15 protein-coding genes and 1 pseudogene are annotated in these 18,448 nt (G+C 30.7%); 13 read left to right on the top strand and 3 right to left on the bottom strand.

Annotated elements, in window-relative coordinates:
• Positions 1-45: 45 nt before the first annotated feature.
• Positions 46-471, bottom strand: a complete 426-nt coding sequence (locus tag T479_RS11145) for a ferritin-like domain-containing protein (RefSeq protein ID WP_025219582.1) — start codon at positions 469-471, stop codon at positions 46-48.
• Between the two features lie 70 nt (positions 472-541).
• Positions 542-793 (bottom strand): hypothetical protein, encoded by a 252-nt coding sequence (locus T479_RS11140; protein WP_038509666.1) that lies wholly within the window; start codon positions 791-793, stop codon positions 542-544.
• A 492-nt stretch (positions 794-1,285) separates the two neighbouring features.
• On the opposite strand from T479_RS11140, the gene T479_RS11135 reads away from it, so the two are divergent.
• The 13 genes and pseudogenes from T479_RS11135 to T479_RS11075 all read left to right on the top strand — a co-directional run bounded on the left by T479_RS11135 (position 1,286) and on the right by T479_RS11075 (position 16,588).
• Positions 1,286-1,744, top strand: coding sequence for a DUF2231 domain-containing protein (locus tag T479_RS11135; protein WP_024364154.1), 459 nt, complete (start codon positions 1,286-1,288; stop codon positions 1,742-1,744).
• Between the two features lie 544 nt (positions 1,745-2,288).
• Positions 2,289-2,681: a YidH family protein gene (locus T479_RS11130; protein ID WP_025219581.1), complete on the top strand. Its 393-nt coding sequence runs from the start codon at positions 2,289-2,291 to the stop codon at positions 2,679-2,681.
• A 711-nt stretch (positions 2,682-3,392) separates the two neighbouring features.
• Positions 3,393-4,655 (top strand): annotated as a pseudogene (gene ltrA, locus T479_RS11125) (group II intron reverse transcriptase/maturase).
• Positions 4,656-5,162: 507 nt separating this feature from the next.
• Positions 5,163-6,338: an MFS transporter gene (locus T479_RS11120; protein ID WP_080653381.1), complete on the top strand. Its 1,176-nt coding sequence runs from the start codon at positions 5,163-5,165 to the stop codon at positions 6,336-6,338.
• 4 nt (positions 6,339-6,342) lie between these two features.
• The gene (locus T479_RS23205) at positions 6,343-8,835 is read left to right on the top strand and encodes a PEP/pyruvate-binding domain-containing protein (protein WP_024364157.1); all 2,493 of its coding nucleotides are present in this window, start codon (positions 6,343-6,345) and stop codon (positions 8,833-8,835) included.
• Positions 8,825-9,997, top strand: a complete 1,173-nt coding sequence (locus T479_RS22850; protein WP_024364158.1) for a hypothetical protein — start codon at positions 8,825-8,827, stop codon at positions 9,995-9,997. Before T479_RS23205 ends, T479_RS22850 begins: the two co-directional genes overlap by 11 nt.
• Positions 9,990-10,775, top strand: a complete 786-nt coding sequence (locus tag T479_RS11105) for an HAD-IIA family hydrolase (protein ID WP_024364159.1) — start codon at positions 9,990-9,992, stop codon at positions 10,773-10,775. The genes T479_RS22850 and T479_RS11105 overlap by 8 nt, the downstream gene beginning before the upstream one ends.
• A gap of 3 nt (positions 10,776-10,778) precedes the next feature.
• Positions 10,779-12,371, top strand: coding sequence for an alkaline phosphatase family protein (locus T479_RS11100; protein ID WP_024364160.1), 1,593 nt, complete (start codon positions 10,779-10,781; stop codon positions 12,369-12,371).
• The gene (locus tag T479_RS11095) at positions 12,362-12,940 is read left to right on the top strand and encodes an AAA family ATPase (RefSeq protein WP_024364161.1); all 579 of its coding nucleotides are present in this window, start codon (positions 12,362-12,364) and stop codon (positions 12,938-12,940) included. Before T479_RS11100 ends, T479_RS11095 begins: the two co-directional genes overlap by 10 nt.
• Entirely contained in the window at positions 12,903-13,436 is a 534-nt protein-coding gene (locus T479_RS11090) for a dCTP deaminase (protein WP_024364162.1), read from the top strand. Before T479_RS11095 ends, T479_RS11090 begins: the two co-directional genes overlap by 38 nt.
• 6 nt (positions 13,437-13,442) lie before the next feature.
• Positions 13,443-14,657, top strand: coding sequence for an ATP-grasp domain-containing protein (locus T479_RS11085; protein WP_024364163.1), 1,215 nt, complete (start codon positions 13,443-13,445; stop codon positions 14,655-14,657).
• Positions 14,650-15,849, top strand: a complete 1,200-nt coding sequence (locus T479_RS11080; protein ID WP_024364164.1) for an ATP-grasp domain-containing protein — start codon at positions 14,650-14,652, stop codon at positions 15,847-15,849. Before T479_RS11085 ends, T479_RS11080 begins: the two co-directional genes overlap by 8 nt.
• A 13-nt stretch (positions 15,850-15,862) precedes the next feature.
• Entirely contained in the window at positions 15,863-16,588 is a 726-nt protein-coding gene (locus tag T479_RS11075) for a metallophosphoesterase family protein (RefSeq protein WP_024364165.1), read from the top strand.
• Between the two features lie 284 nt (positions 16,589-16,872).
• On the opposite strand, the gene T479_RS11070 is transcribed toward T479_RS11075, so the two are convergent.
• Positions 16,873-18,222 (bottom strand): IS1182 family transposase, encoded by a 1,350-nt coding sequence (locus T479_RS11070; protein WP_025219580.1) that lies wholly within the window; start codon positions 18,220-18,222, stop codon positions 16,873-16,875.
• Positions 18,223-18,448: the final 226 nt, after the last annotated feature.

The raw sequence follows: 18,448 nt of genomic DNA, 5'->3' as shown, positions 1-18,448 counted from the left end.
GAGATTTATAAATAAAAAACCGACTTATAGTCGGTAAGAGCATTGTCAATATTGGTTTATAAAGAATAAAAACCAAACTGCGTGATTTTGTTCGTCTGAAGCATTTGAACTAAATTGGTTGCTAATATAAGGTATTGTATATTGTCGAGCCACACGATGATAAAATTCGACCGCTTCTTGTTCGTCTTTAAATGCAGTTAAAATTCCGCTTTTAAAATTTAATGGCAATGGCTCTGTTATTTGTGGAGAAGGGTGTTGACCAGTAAGGGAGGTATACATATAAGCAAAACCTTGGTAATGTCGCATTTCATCTTTTCTTATCTCTAGAAGAATACGTTTTTTAACAACCTCATTTGGAGCAAGTTGAGCCAAGTGCTCATAAAATCGAATAGCATTATATTCGCCATTAATGGCTTTAACAAGATCGACAAGAAATTGATTATTTGAAGTTGGTTGTACGCCGTATTGCAATCGTTCACACTCCTTTTTAATAAGCTTTAAAAGTAACTGGCAGTAACATGTAATTATTGCATCATTTTTTTTACTGTTTTAGTTCAATGATTATTTGGTCTATCTGTTTTTGCAAATTATCTACTTCTTTCGATTTATCACTATTTTGGTTTTGAGGATCCTGATTATTTGATTTTTCTAAAGCATTTAGTGCTAGACCTGCTGCAACTGCAGAAAGACCGTCACCCAATGTTGCGATGGATGCTCCGATATATGCTAATCTTGCTATTTCAATTTCCGTCGTTTCTAGATTTTGTTGTGGATTTTTTTTATGTCTATTCATTACTATATCCCCCTTTACTTTTATAGTGGAAAATAATCTTAACCGTATCCTATGTATTAAGGAAAAGAAAGGTGACGACCTAAATTTTTTGCAGGAACATTGTTGTAAAGAATAAGTCAAATGAATGTACTTTGGAAACGGATTTAGAGCGTCCATACGACAATGGTTGCTAATTATGATAATTTAGGAATGCCAAGAGCTAGTGGCATAGTGACACAACTGGTAAACGGAGAAGCACGCTACCCTGATGGCTAGTTAAGAATTGTGTACTCCCCTAAGGCCTCTTTAATTCAGAAAATTCAATTAAATAGATAAAGATTTCATTCATCATAATAACAGTTCAATTTTTGTTTCATTATATTAATATTTTCAGTTAAATTTCATTGATAGTGGATAGACTATTTTATAACAAGTGAAATAAACGTTGAATAAATTTTCTTGATGTTTGTTTTGATCTATTGTGTAAATTTTTTTAAAGAAGGAGGCAATTACGTGCCACTACACCCGTCCATTGTGCATTTTCCAATTGCATTATTATTAACAGCAACAGTAATAGAAGTCATCAATTTGTTTTTAAAGAAAGAGTATTTATTTAAGACAAGTACAATTTTGTTTGTAACAGGTTTTGTAACCGGTTTGGTTTCTTTTATGACAGGTGATGCAGCAGAAGAATTTGCGGAACAAAAATGGGGAGAAGTTATCGAATCGACAGTTGAATTACATGAAAATATGGCTTTATTATCTTTAATATTGTTTGGTGCAATTTCTATATTAAAATTATTTGGGCAGAAACTGAAAATTAATACAAAATGGATTGTAACTTTAGTAGTGATTTTAGGTATCATAGGTTCTTCTACATTAGCATATACCGGTCATCTGGGAGGTAAGATGGTGTATGAAAGTGAAAAATTAAGTAATACAAACAATTACGAATTGCCAGATCGTGATTAAAAAATTAGCGTGTATTCCCTATCTGTAAATGCTAGTTTTGCCAATTTCTTATAGCAAGTAATGTTATTTTGTGAATATTTGTTAGATCGTTAAAGTTGAGTACCATTTCTCAAATGATCATAATAAAAGCATTGATACTTGAATTTTCTACTTTTTTCACCTTCACCTACTTAGGGTATTGAAAGTTGTGCAAGTTCATAGCTCCTTGTGCCTTAAATGTTCATTACTACCTCTAAATAATACATGCTCTACAATGAAACACTTGAAAATAATCCCTCTTTTAGGGGGGAGAGGGATGCCCTTATTTTTCTATTTTAACGTGTTATTTTCAAGTGAATTCTGACGGTGGCGTGTGTCATTAATCATTTTTATTTTCCCATTACATAGTAATATGTAGAACAAAAGATTAAAAGAAATGGTTTTACATCATTTCTCAACATACTTTAAATGAAAAAACAATCATCCTCTTTTATTTTTTCTACAATACGATATATTAAAATAGAATAATTGAAAATATGCTAACCAAAGAGTAGGTGTTAATTAGATGGAGAATCACCCTTTAAATCAGGCAGAAATAGAAATGAAGCAATTAAAATATGCCCAGCAACATTTGGCAAATGAAAGAACATATTTAGCATGGATTCGAACGGCCATTTCCATTTTAGGAGTTGCTTTCTTGGCAACGAGTTTGCACTTTGCTATAGGAACGGTTCGAAATTTTTGGGTAGATTTTTTATCAGCCATAATTGGCTTGTTAGCTTGTTTATTTGGGATTTTAATTATCTTTACAGCTACATTTAATTATTCTGCAAAAAGAAAACAGATAGTGAATGAAGAGTTTGTTCCATCAAATAGACATATCATGTGGATTTCTTATTTTTTAATTATCTTAATATTATTGGTGATTATTTACTTTTTGATGATTAGTTTATCATAGATTAAAGTCTATCCTCTTTTTTCACCAAATCTGACCTTATAGGTTTGAAAACACATAAAAAAGCCACAAATGTGAAGTGACCCCTAAAAGTTAGACACGGTTATTTCATTAGGCAGCTTGGGTAAAATGAGTTCGGTACTGCACCGAACTCATTTTTAATGTGCGCCCGGTATGCGTATGAACTATAGGGTGCAAGTCCCGAACCCCAAAGACAGAAGTAGAGGTTAGCCAAGAGCAAGGGTGTCCGTGGCGACGCGGAATCTGAAGGAAGCTGGAGCCAAAACACCGGTCCGAGGAACACGAATCTCATAGAAGGCTAGGTATGATTGGATGAGTTTGCATTACAAAACAAAGTCCTTTCTGTCGAAGGTCATATCGAGTAAATGAGGCGGATAGATGGTGTGAAAGTGCATACGCTTACCCGGGGAGGTCTGATGGAAACGTGAAGTACCCTTCATAACCTACTTGGTGACAAGTAGCTGAACCATCAGAAGTCAGCAGAGGTCATAGTACAAGTGAGTCTAGAATGACTTGGAAGGACTGAACAATTAAGAGAGAATAGCCCTTGGCATTCCATCTCGAATGAAGGAACACAGAAAACAGAGAAACCTCACGCTTAGAAAGTAATGGTGAAGTCCATGAGGGTATTTGCGGAGGGTGTAGTTCAGATGGGCATAAGAAGATAAGCTATTCACGGAAAGGAACGAGATGGTGATGTTGAATCAAATTCTAGCACGTCCGAATATGATACAAGCATTAAAGCGAGTGGAAGCGAATAAAGGAAGCCATGGAGTAGACATGATGCCCGTACAAACCTTACGTCAGCACATCCTCGAAAATTGGGCATCCATTAAAGCGCAAATTCTAGCGGGAACCTATGAACCGCAACCGGTACGTCGTGTCGAAATCCCGAAACCAGACAACGGTGTGCGTCTATTAGGAATCCCAACCGTGACAGACCGTTTGATTCAACAAGCTATATCGCAGATATTATCTAAGGAATATGACCAAACTTTCTCGGACAACAGTTATGGATTCTGACCAAATCGGAGTGCTCATGACGCAGTCCGAAAAGCGAAGGGTTATTTAAAAGAAGGTTATCGATGGGTTATTGATATGGATTTAGAGAAATTCTTCGATAAGGTTAATCATGACCGCTTAATGGCAACATTAGCGAAATGAATTTCAGATAAATCCTTATTAAAACTAATTCGTAAATATCTCCAAGCTGGTGTCATGATAAATGGAGTGGTTTCTAGTACAGAAGAAGGAACACCACAAGGTGGTCCTTTAAGTCCTTTACTTTCAAACTTCGTTCTAGATGAGCTAGATAAAGAGTTAGAGAAACGTGGACATAAGTTCGTTCGATACGCAGATGATTGCAATATTTATGTGAAGACAGAACGTGCAGGACTGCGAGTCATGGCGAGTGTACAACGATTTATCGAAGAAAGACTTCGACTGAAAGTCAATGAAAAGAAGTCAGCGGTAGACCGCCCGTGGAAACGGAAATTCTTAGGATTCAGTTTCACAGTTCATAAAGAACCTAAGGTTCGCATTGCGAAATCAAGCCTCGTTCGAATGAAAAAGAAAATACGAGAAATTACCTCAAGAAAGATGCCTTACTCCATGGAATACCGTATCGAGAAATTAAACCAATATTTAATTGGATGGTGCGGATATTTTGCGCTCGCAGACACCTCTTCAATATTCAACAGATTAGACAGTTGGATTAAGAGAAGGTTGCGAATGTGTCTTTGGAGAAATTGGAAGAAACCCCGAACAAGAGTCAGAAATCTCATTCGTTTAAAAGTTCCATACGGAAAAGCATACGAATGGGGAAATACACGAAAAGGATACTGGCGCACCTCAAAAAGCCCCATATTACACAGAACCCTCGGCAATTCCTATTGGGAAAGCCAAGGGCTGAAAAGTCTGCAAGTTCGTTATAAAACTTTGCGTTATTCATCTTAATTGAACCGCCGTATACGGAACCGTACGTACGGTGGTGTGAGAGGTCGGGAGTTAATCACTCCCTCCTACTCGATTTTTATATAGGCGGAACAATCTTATATTATATCTTCAACAGAAGTATCTTTTTGTAAGGAAAAGAGAAGAAAGAGGAGGGTTATTAATGTAATTTTTAAGCCAATTATTTCTATTTTATTACAAAAATCAGCTATTTAGACTATATTATTCTAAATAATTTAAATTAACAGTTTTTTTATTATTGTATAATTATACATTATGTGGTAAAAATATTTATGTGAACTTTTTGTAAAATAATTGTAAATATTATATTAAATCGAATTCATCGCTAGTAATAAAATTCGAGAAAAAACAACATCGAAATGGGATTGTAAATTTATTAATTATTTTTAAAGAGAAAGTTTATTATTTTAAAATAAAAAAATCGGGGGGATCACTATAATAAATATTCAACTTATAAATTCCAAAAATAAAAAATTATTTATAAGTGGAATGCTGTGTAATTCATTAGGGAATGGTATATTTCTAACAATATCCACCATATATTTTATCAATATATTGAATATCTCAACTTGGATATATAGTTTTATTTTACTTTTAGGAGGGTTATTGGGGCTTTTTTCTGGCACTTTTTTCGGTCATTTAGCAGATAAAGTCGGTTCAAAACCAATATATTGCTTATCCCTATTAATTCAAGGTATTTGCTGTATAGGATATTTATTTGGAGGAAATATAGGCATTTTTATAGCCTGCTTGATTGGCAGTATTATTTTTGAAAAAGGAGCTTCAGCGGCTAGAGGTGCCATGATGGTAGAGATAGTTTCTAGAGAAGAAAGGGTGAAATTTAGAGCTTTAACTAGGGTAATTGTAAACGGAGCGGCTTGTATAGGAGCAGCTTTAGGTTCTATCGTGTTAATTTTAAATGCTGAGAGTGTTTTTTTAATAGCTATTTTATTTAATGGACTTACATTTGTTGCTACGTCCTTTATTTTTAAATGTATGTCTATAAAAGGAAAAAAACCGGTCGAACAAATTATATTAACTAATGATTCTATAAGTCAAAACACCTCAGTACTAACAGCTTTATCCGACAAAAGATTTCTTATTATCACATTATTAAATTCCGTTTTAGCATTACACTCATCAATAATTAATATAGCTATACCCATTTGGATTTCCCAATATAGTCAGTTGCCTATATGGCTAGTTTCAGCTGTAATTTTAATAAATACTATAGGTGTTATTTTATTTCAAGTGAAGGTTGGGGAAAACGTCAAATCAATAAGAGATGCAACAAAAGTTGCACAAAAAGCAGGGTTTTTATTAGCTATTACTTGCATTTTTATAGGAATGAGTAATACTGTCCCAATTTGGGCTGGAATAATTATGATTTTATTAGCTGGAATTAGTCAATTATTTGGAGAACTGTATCAAGCTGTTTCTGGCTGGACCTTTTCATTTGAATTGGCCCCTGAAGATGCTTATGGAAAATATCAGGGGATATTTAACGCTGGAAAAGATGCAAGCTTATTAGTATCCCCTCTGATTTTCACTTCATTAGTTTTACCTGCAGGGCTTTTGGGATGGGGAGCTTTAACTATACTTTTTATTTTAACTGCATTATGTACTGATAGATTGGTATATTCTAATAAATTATTAAAGGGATGAAATTATGATTTTAACTGGACCAGAAATTATAAAAGCACATAAAAATAAAGAAATAATTATAGAACCATTTTTATATGAACATGTAAACCCAAACAGTTATAATTTTCGAATTGGAAATAAACTTAGAATATATACGTCTGAGGAACTAGATCCCAAAAAATTAAACGAATATGAAGAAATTGAAATCACAGAAGAAGGATATCTATTAGAACCTAATAAATTATATTTAGCTCATACTATAGAAAAAATGGGAAGTAACAATTATGCACCTACTTTCGCAGCTCGATCATCAATTGCAAGGTTAGGATTATTTATTAATCTATCTGCTAGTTTAGGTGATATCGGTTTTATTGGGCAATGGACTTTACAATTGTGTGCGACACATCCTCTTAAAGTATATTCTGGGATGCCAATTGGTCAAATTATGTGGTGGAAACCAAAGGGAAGAATCGAATTGTACAATGGTAAATATCAAAGTTCTAATGGACCTAGAAGCAGTGAAATATACATGGATTTTAATAAAACTAAAAAGCATACATTATTACCGGTATTAGGAAGTTTAGTGAATGAAAATATTGTTGGTAATAAATTCAACTCATTATCAATCCTTAGTAAAGATTACCTTGTTCCTAAAGCCTTTTGTATTTCCACAGAATTTTTAGAGCAATTTATGTTTACAGCTCAAATTAAAACTCAATTATTTAATGAAATGATAGATATAAAATCAACAGTGGGCGCTTTTATAAGAGATTCGTCAAAGAAAATCAATTCAATAATGGAAGATATTTACATTAATGAACAGGGGATTGCCATTATTATAGAAAGGATAGATGAAATATTTGGGGATTGTAATGAGAAAGGAAAATATGCAATTAGATCGTCCGGTACTAATGAGGATGGTAAGCAAAATAGTTATGCAGGAATCCATGATTCTTTTCTTAATGTAAGTGGAATGAAAAACATCATAAAATCAATAGAAAAGGTAGTTAAATCATACTACTCAGCTACTGCAATTATCCAAAGAGTAACAAATGGTGATTTTTCAAGTAATCCAGAAATTGCTGTAATAGTGCAGGAGATGATTGATTCTCAAGAAGCAGGGGTAGCTTTTAGTGAAAAATATAATAATGAGATAATTGTTTCAATTGAATCAGTAAAAGGATTAGGCGAGCAATTGGTTTCTGGTGTTGTAGAATCTTCAAAAGAAATAGTCTCAAAAGAAAATTATTTAGAAAAGGAAAATAATATTCAAAAGATTTACTCCTTAGCATCCTCCATTCAAGAATACCATGGTTATGATGTAGATATAGAATGGAGTATTCTTCATGAAAAAATTTATCTTTTACAATGTAGACCTATTACCAAAAAAACGGTTAACGATAAAAAAGAAAATATAAAACAATTTTCTTTTTTTGATCTGTATCATGAGAATCCACCGAAAAGTTTTGAATTTAAAGAAGTTGCGGAGATTTATGTTTCCTATACTAACAAAAGGAAAAAATCTATTGAAATAGCGAATAAGTATGGCTTTAAAACATCTTTAGGTTTTGTATTAAATTACAATAAACTTGGCCTTCAAGATTTCAAATTTAATTCCAATAAATTATTAGAAAATATGTTTAAAAATAAAGAAGTAAATTCTTATTCTAAATTCGTTTTAGATTTTAACCAATTTTCAAGACAAATCATTATTGAAAAAGAAGAATTGGTTGATAATTTACTACAACATTTACCTAAAGATAGTGATTTTATCACTAATACAGTAATAATCAGACCATTTTTTAGTGGTGAAGCGGGGTTAATTGTTTCATCAGGAGAATTAGGAATGTTTATTGATATCTCAGAAAAAGGTTTGTTGAGCCTAAATAGAGGTATTATTGAATCTTCAAAAATTACTTTTAATGAAAAACATGAAATTATAAATATTAGCTCAAACTGTCCTCATTACATAATAGATGCAGTTAAAAAAAATCAACTAAATTTAGCAAATTGTGTTAATGAAATAAACTCTGAATTCAATACAACTACTACAGAATGGATTTACGAAAAAGGTATATTTTGTTTTATAGATTATTCTAATAAAGGAAAAGTCAATTATGAAAATATTATTAATACCTCAATAATCTCAAGAGGAGCAGCGAAAGGTAAAATATTTGATTTAACAAAATATTCAGAAGAATTACATAGACTCTCTATTGGAGCTGCGGTAAGTATAGATGATGAGAAAACTTTAGATCTCTCATATCACCAAGTAATTCAAGAAATTATTGAAGAACTTGAAAAATATAAGGAGAAGCCAATAGTTCTAGCAAAATTACCTTATGCTTGTTTATCTGGAATTTTAAATATAGCTTCGGGTTTTATTTTTGAAAAAGGATCTACTTTGTGTCATTTAGCTATATTACTTAGAGAAAATGATATTCCAGCAGTTGTTGCAAATAGAAAAATAAAGTCTGAGGAAGTAACAATAATCGAGGGTAATATTTATGAAAAATAATCTTTTAAAATTGATTTGTGGGGAAAGAGGCTATATTGATAAAAGCCCCGTTATAACACAATCTTTTATCAGTGTGATGTTCGACCAGAGCATATCGAGTGGGAAAATTCCAAATACTATAGTTATAGACATAGATAAGTTGGAAAATAAGATAAGAGAGATTGAAATTTACGATTCCAAAAATAAAAAAAGTTCATATAAGCAAATTTTTAACGAGAAATTTATTACTGGAATGCAAGTAAATAGTGAAATTATTCCAATAGAAATTTTTAAAACTAAAATTTTGTTGCCATTATGTTTGATGTATGAAAAAGATTGTGAAATTTACTTATTCAGCTATCTGAGAATATTAAATAATAAAATATTATTTATTTTTTCAGGAAAAGAATTTCGGGAAAAAATTGATAAGAATAATTTACTTACCTTATTTCAAGAAAAACATAGACAAAATGCTTTATTTTTCAATAATCATCAATGTTATTATAATAAATTATTTAAAGGAGAAGAAATTGAATATAAATATACATTACCAAAAAATGGTGATATATGGAAATTAACACAAGATTTTTATAACGATGTTAAATTAAATAAAATTCCAGAATATATACCTGAATTTGGGGATGAATTTCAATCGTGGGATTATGAAAATTATCTATTCGAAATTAATTCTCCTATTGAGGAAAGGGGTTATATATCATTTATTCCTTTAACAAAAGGCGGATATACAATTAAGCGAAAATGGTTTTCAGAAGACAGTGTGAAGAGAAGAGAAGTGCATTATAAAGAGACTGAAAAAATTAGTGATTATAAAAAATATATTCATGATAGATTTGGAGTAACTGGTAGAGAACTTCCTTCGTTTCAAAGAATACGCTACGATGTGAATTTTGAATCTATACTTACAGGTCATGTGTTTGGTGTGTATTTTGACTACTCATATTTACATTCTGATGAAACTAAAGTCTTGTGTCAATGTGAGCTAGAATATATTAGAACAAGGTCAATAAATAGAAATGATGAACGTGAAATGTTAGAACAATTTAATGAATTGGCAAATTATATGGATAAATTCTTTAAAGAGAGAGCGATTCCAACTAATAGAGGCGTTTATTCAAAACTATCATTTCTAAAAAATTGTATAAAGGAGAACAACGATGACTAAGAAGGTTATTCTTTTGGATTTAGAAGGTACTTTGTATACAAGAGAAGGATTGATAGAAGGAGCACTTGAATTAATTAATTCTTTGAAAAAAAAATATATTGTTCGTTTTATTACCAATTCAGATTCGAAGTCGCAACTATCAATATATTTACACTTAAAAAAATTAGGTTTTAATATCAAATCAGAAGAAATCTATACACCAAGTCGAATTATAAACACTTATTTTTTAAACAAGATTAAGTTAGCTTTCTTTTTAACATCAAAAGAAATAAAAGAGGAGTTTAAACAAAAAGGACAGATTGTAGAAAAATATAATGCTGATATTTGTCCTACTCATGTTGTTATGGGGGATCTAAAGGAGGTATTCGACTATAACTCAATCAATACAGCTTTTAGATATCTAGATAAAGGTGCAAAATTAATTCTTTTACAAGAAGGGTTATATTATTTATCAGATAACGAAAAAAATATTGATACAGGTTCTTTTGCTAATATTTTTCCCAAAAAAGTACAAGATGAAAGAATATTAATAGGAAAACCTTCTTCAATATTAATATCCGCAATAATGGATGAATTAAATATTAAAGATAAAAAGGATTTTTTAATTGTAGGTGACGATATTTTTTCAGATATTTTAATGGGGAATAATCTTGGGATTGATACAGCATTGGTTAAAACAGGAAAGTACAATTTACAAAAAGGGTTATCAACTTCTATAAAACCAAATTACTTATTAGAATCTGTAAAGTATTTAAGTGAAATACTGGAGGAAATATAAATAATGACATTAAATTGGTTTATTTTTGATGGTATACCGAAATGGTTACTAGAAAGGTTATTAAATACTGGAGAACTTCCATACTTTAAAAAAATTATAGATAGTGGAAGCTTTTTTGATACAAAACCTAGTTACCCAAATTGTCAAACTCCAGCAGCAATGGCCACGTTGTTAACGGGACAGTCACAGCAAGAACATAAAATAAATGGTTATTGGATGCAAGGAAAAGAAGACCATAGAAAGTATGTGAATTCCTTATTGCAAGCAAGCCCTGAAGGAAGTTTAATTTGGGAGGATTTAAGTAAAGAAAATATCGAAATAGATTTAATACAAATACCTTGGTATAAAGAAACCTCTAAAAAAATAAATTTTGTTGGGGGTATTAATAATCGAATTTCACGAGAAAAATATTATGACTTATCCAATAGAGATATATTAAATATAGAAGATGAAGTTGGAATTATTAAGGCAATTAAAAAAGATGCTTTTACATGGCAATTAGAATCAAATAATTATTTTACTTGTATAAATGACAAAAAATGGACACTTTTTACTTCGAATAAAGGACATTCAGCGTGGTATAGGGTAGTAAATTCAAATGAAAAAGAATACTTAATTCGAACAGCAGTTTGGGAAATGGTTTATTCCTCCACTAGAAATGACTCTATTTTGTTGAATAAAACAATCGGTAAAAACCCTTTTCTAGGTGAAACTTTGGGTGGTATGTATAGAACAGGATTATTTGGAAAACAATTCTACATTGATGGAGATGGAACAGCAGAGAATCTATATTTAGATTTATATAAATTATCATTTGAATATTATAAGTTAGTACTAAATGAAATTTTTAAAAATAGAAGTGAAAACAAATTAAGAATAATTTATGTACCTTTCACAGACGATATCGGTCATGAACTTATAGGGTTTCTTAATTCTGATATTGAAATACCAAAAAAATATGAAATGAAAGCATTTGAATTACTGTTAAAAGTTTATAAATATGCCGATCAATTACTAGAAATCGCGTATGAAGAAGAAAAGGATTTTGATTTTGTAATTTCTTCCGACCATGGAATGAATGGCGTTAGCACAATGTTCCATCCAAATGATTTACTTGTATGTAACGGATACGCACAAAAACCAAGTGGCGATTTTGAAAATACAAATGAAAAAACATCACATGTAATATATCATGTTGTGAATAATGGTTTTATATACGAAAATACCAAAAATCATGATAATAAAATTTTAAAAGCTGCATTAACAAAATTAATAGATTATAGGCATCCTATTTCGAAAAAAAAAATGGTAAAGGAGCTAGTAGATATAAATGGGGAAAAAGTTAATTTACAAACATTTAACGATAAAAAATGTTATATAGTATTTGCTGAAAATGTAATGCCTAATCCAGAATTAACTAAAAATCTTAGCATAATTAGTAAACCTAATAGATCCGCTACGCATCATACTTATAATAGTGATAAATTAAATGGAATATTCATAAGTTCTTTTAAATTAAAAGAAAGTAGCATAAAAAGTAATACAGAAGTTAAATCCATAATTTTAAAAAAAATGAGGGGTAAAAATTGTCAATAAAGATATCGGTTATAGGAAAGTCGGGCGTAGGAAAATCTACTTTTTCAGAATTAGCACAGAAATTTTTTGAGGAAAAGGGTTGCTGCACGGAAATCATAAAATTATCTGAGCCATTGTATACATTACAACATCAATTTTATGAATTTTCTGATTGCGATATCACTGGTAAAAGTTTTCAAGATCAAATTTTGATGGAAAATATCGCTAATATATTGAGAGGGTTAAATCCCTATTCACTCGTTTCCCATTTCTCTAAAAGAATGAATAGGATAGATTGTGAAGTTATAATTAATGATGATCTTAGAGATCCATACATTGATGGGAAATATTTTTTAGATAATCAATTTTCTATTATTCGTATAGAAGCTGATGAATCTATAAGATTGTCGCGGTTGAAAAATCGAAATGACATTTCACGTTCAGATAAATCCTCAGAAAATATAAATTTAATACCTACAAATTTTATTATTGAAAACAATGGAGATTTAACGATGTATAAACAAAAAGTACATACTTTGTTGGAGGAAATATATGATATTAACAGGAAACGAGATTTACAAAGAAATTAATACAGGAAGAATAGTAATTGATAATTTCAAAATAGAAAATTTAGAACCAAATAGTTATGGGTTTTTAATCGGCAATAAAATATTGGAATATACTGATTATAATTTAGATTTTAAAAAAACACCAACAGTGGTAGAAAAAGAAATACCTAAAGATGGATTTGTGTTGGAACCAAATAAATTTTATCTAGCATCTACTTATGAAAGGATGGGGAGTAATTTTTACGCTGCTACATTATTAGCAGATTTATCGGTTTCTTCAATGGGAATGTGGATTCAACATTCTGCTCCACTTGGTCACCACGGAGCTATTATTCCTTGGACTCTAGAAATTAGGGTTTTAGAAAAGATCAGAATCTATCCTTTTATGAAAATTGGTAAAATAGCATTTTGGACTCTTCAAGGAGAAAACGACAAATACAATGGTAAATATATTGGCTCTGAAACAGTTGTGGCTTCTAGGTTTTCTCAAGATTTTTCTATTAATAGAAAAAGGTGATTTAATATGAAGAATATACTATTAATCGGAGCTAATAAAAAGGAATTTGCAAAGAAATTTGAATCTAAAGACAATATAAAACGGATATTGATTATAGAGGAATGGTATAAAGATCTATATTCAATTGAAAAGTATGAGATTGTAAAATATGTAAAATCAATTAATGATTATGAGGAAATAATTAAAAAAATAGAAGAAATAAAAAGTAAGATTGAAATAGAATCAATAATTGCTGTTTCAGAAAGAGCAATACTAACAGCAGGATTTGTTAGAAATTACTTAGGTATAAATGGAATGTCTTATGATGATTCTTTGCTATTTACAAATAAATATATAATGAAAGAAAAGTTCTCAAAATTGGGTTATTGCTTGCCATGCATATCGTTTGAAGATTTTAAAATTGATACAAGTAATAAATTTCCTATGATTATAAAACCGATATATGGTTCCGCTGCAAAAGGAATTCAAAAAATTAATAGTTTTACGGACTTTCAAACTAAAATAAAATTGATAGCTGATAAAGACGTAATTATCGAGCCATTTCTAAAAATAAAAAAAGAATTTCATATTGATTCAATAGTAATTAATGGTAAGGTACTATTTTATTCAATATCAGAATACTTTACTCCAATGTTAGAAAGAGAACATGGATCCTTTATGATTGGGGAGAATCATAAATTATATAAAGAACTAAAAAGTTTAAATGAAAATATTATCAACCACATAAATATTCAAGACTCATATGTAACTCATGCTGAATTTCTATTAGATGAAGATTATAACTTATATCTTGGCGAAATAGCTTGTAGGCCAGGTGGAGGTAAAATAATAGATTTAATAAACAGAGTGTATAGTATTGACTTTGATGATGTAGTAATAGAACTAAGTTTGAATAATATGATTGGAGTAATTGAACGAATTAAACAAATAAAAAATAAAAAATATGATACTAGAATTAATGCATGGTTTGGCTTACCGACAAAAAGTGGAATGGTTTCATCGATTTCAGAAAATACAACTTTTTTAAAGATTAAGGGTGTATTTGATTCAAAAGTTGAACTAAAAAAAGGAGATATAGTGAATAAGAATTTTCATTCATCATCAATCTCTGGTTATGTATTATTTAAAGGTAATACAATAGAAGAAGTACAATCAATAAAAAATAAAATAGAAAACAACTTTACTTTAAACACAATAAATGAAGGAGAAAATTATGATTAAATTTCTTTTAATGCAACAACCATCTTCTACATCTTTAATTGATCACCATCTATTTGAAATGTATAAAGGAAATCTTGAGATTGTTTTAATAACAGGAAAAGAAAGTAAAAGGAAAGTGTTTCATAACAATACTAAAGTTGTTCATTTAAATAATTACTTTGCTGAAGAAGCTTTTAAAGAAATATGTGATGTAATTGAAAAATTCAAACCCGATTTTATAGCATCAAATTCTGAAAAAGATGTTTATAGAGTATCCTGTTTAAGGTCTTTATTTAATATTCAAGGCTTAAAGTCGAATTTTGGAATATTCTTTAGAGACAAAGTTAAAATGAAAAGTCTATTTGAAATGGCAAACATCCCGTATACACCATATTGTCATCCATATTCTCTAGAAGAAATAGTAGATTTTCAAAATGAGCATAAAAAAATAGTTCTAAAGCCAATTAGCGGAGCTGGTTCAGTAGGTGTTGAAATTTTTGAAAATTCAGAAGAGATTTTAAAGTATTTTAAAAATCATGGCAATGTAATGGACTTAATTAACGGTAGTTACATACTTGAAAAATTTATAAACGGAAATGTATTTCATGTAGATGTTCTAAGCTATAAAAATAATCCATTATTAATAATACCGTCGAAATATGTGAATCCGCCTCATGAATTTTTGCAAAAAAATATTGGAGGAGTCTTATTACAGGAATCATCCATGGAATATAAGATTCTTAAGGAGTATTCAGAAAAAATTTACAGTGTTCTTCCAGAGGAACAGTATATAACAGCAATTCATTTTGAGGTATTTCAAGATGAGTATGGGAATTTTTATGCTGGTGAAGTAGCAGCAAGAACAGGCGGAGGTATGATAAAAGATAATATTACTCAAAAATATAAAATTAATATCTCCCTAGCTAGTTATGATTTATGGATTAGCCCTAAACAACTAGAAAAACAAATAGGTGAAAAAGAAAATAATTTATCTTATGGTTACTTTATGATAACGAGTGATGCTTATTGTGTGGAAAAATTAAATAAAGAAGAGTTTGAAATTGAGAAACTGTGGATTGCTGACAAAGCTATTAATAAGCATGCGACTTCATCGGTAGATGCCAAAGCCGGTATGCTTTTGAAAGGTGAAAATGAAAAAGAAGTTATTCGAAAAATAAATAACATAGAAAGTATACTGAAAATAAATAATTAAAGAGGGCAGTATCATGAGGTTTGCAGTTATATCAGATATTCATGGAAATAAAGATGCATTACATGCTGTTATAAAAGATATTCGGTCTCGTAAAATTAATGATATTTTCAATTTAGGAGATAGCTTATATGGACCATTATTTCCAATAGAGACATATAGAATGATAAAAGAAGCAAATATAAAAAGTATAAAAGGAAATTGCGATAGATTACTAGAATCTAATTTTTCAGAAAATCCTACAGTCCAATATTGTATTGATAAGTTAGAAGAAGAGCATAGAGAGTGGTTAAGAAATCTTCCTTTTTCTATTGAAGTAGACGATTTATATTTTTGTCATGCTTCTCCCACAAGTGACGAAGAATATTTGGTTAATCAAATAAGTAATGGAAATTTAACAATTAAAGATAATAATGAGCTGGTCAATGAATCTGAAAAAGTAACACAAAATATTATATTTTGCGGTCATTCACATATCCCTATGATAACTTATTTGCCAAATAACAAAGTAATAGTTAATCCAGGAAGTGTAGGTTTACCGGCATATGAAGAATTTGAACCATTTTACTATAAAATGGAGTCAGGGAATCCTTTGGCGAAATATGTAATAGTTGAGAAGATTGACAACGAATATTCATTTGAGCAGATATCTATTCCGTATAATACCTCACTATCAATATTTTATAGTAATCTAAATAATAGGAAAGATTGGGCGACTGCATTGGAAAAGGGTAAATTTTGAGTTTTATTTTGTTGATTAAACGAATATAAATGAATAATCCAAGTTTTCATGGCGTGGTCATTAATTATTAAAAAATTTACAAGCAATATTGTTTTGGTATATTCTACTGTGATATGAAAACTGAAGAATTAAAAATAAGTATAGTTCATTATTTTGAACTATACTTCAGATTGTCGACAAAAGGCATCAAGAAGTTTTAAACTTGATGCCTTTTGTTATTTTTTATAGTAAATAATTGGATTTTATTCCCGAGTTGACCATACTCTATGAGCAGATCTATCTCCTTAAGCAGCTTGCCATGTCCAAGTAGCAAGCTTTTTCAAGTTCATGGCAGCAAAAGTAAGCATCGCCTTCATGGACAATTTTTTAAGACCCCTTAAGGTTGTCCATCGCATACCATGCTTTTCTTTTGCATCTGCAAAGACACGTTCAATCGTTTCTTTGCGCTTTGCATAAATTTGTTTAATAGCATATGAATGACGTAAATGTTCAGCTTCTTCCATATATGTTTCCCATATATGACGTTGAATAAGTTTTTGATGATTCTTGCTTTCTGTACATTGTGATAACCAGGGGCAATTCGCACAAATCGTTGGATTCGATTTATATTGGCGATACCCTTCCTTTGTGGTTGTCGTATATTTCAATACCTGCCCTTGTGGGCAAAGATAACAATTATAGTACTCATCGTACACATATTCATGCTTTCGAAAGAAACCATCTTTTGTTTTAGGACGTGTATAAGGGAGAACAGGTAACATTTGATTCTCTAATAAAAAGTTAGTGATGGCAGGTGTTTTATAAGCAGCATCCGCAGCAATCGCTAATGGCTTTTTCACTTTTTCAATGATTTTTTCAACAAGTGGCTGCAATACATAGCTATCGTGCACATTTCCTGGAGTCACAATCGTACCTAATACAAAGCCTTTTTCATCTGTCGCTGCATGAAATGAATACGCAAACTGCTTAGTCCGTTCATCCTTAACATAATAACCACTCTCAGGGTCTGTCGTACTTTCCTTGATTTCTTTCCATTCGTCTTTTTCAAATTTCTCTGGAGGGAAGGGCTTTTTTCCGTGTTCCTCACGATCAATATTTAATTCCAGTTGAAGTTTCTCTTCATAAGCACGTGTTTCTTTTCGAACGACTTTTTTATCATACTTTCGCTTATTGGCGCTTGCCTTTACATGCGTGGAATCAATAAATACATGGTCCGCGTGCAGGAGACCCTTCTTCAGAATTTCTTTTAGAATACGATAGAAAATTTGTTCAAACACGTCTGTGTCTTGAAACCGTCGCGCATAATTTTTACCGAAGGTAGAGAAGTGTGGAACTTCTGTATGGAAGCCAAATCCTAAAAACCAACGATAGGCCATGTTCGTTTCAATTTCTTTAATAGTTTGACGCATTGAGCGAATACCGAAAACATATTGAATAAAGGTCATTTTAAAGAGAACAACCGGGTCAATACTTGGACGCCCTAAAGATGAATAGAGGTTTTCCACTAATGGATAGATAAACGAAAAATCAATCGCTGCTTCTAGTTTTCGGACTAAATGGTCTTGTGGCACCAATTGGTCAATTGTCAGTATTTCTAATTGTTCACGTTCATTGATTTGATTTTTCGACATCATTTTCCATCACCTCAAATAGATTCTTTTATTTATAGTTGATTGATAGCAATTCATATCAAGTTGATTGGAGCGAAGGGCGGGCGACCATAGCCGTGTACTTTAGAAGAAATATTGAAGTTCTAATTGATAATTTTTCAAAAGCTTAATGTTGTATAGGATTGTTTTTGGAAGTTATAATTATGGTGTTTAGATATGGGCATAACAAATAAACCCAAAATAAAGAAAT

It is taken from the genome of Lysinibacillus sphaericus (assembly GCF_000600105.1).
GTDB lineage: Bacteria > Bacillota > Bacilli > Bacillales_A > Planococcaceae > Lysinibacillus > Lysinibacillus sphaericus.
This window is presented reverse-complemented; position numbering and strand designations above follow the sequence as displayed.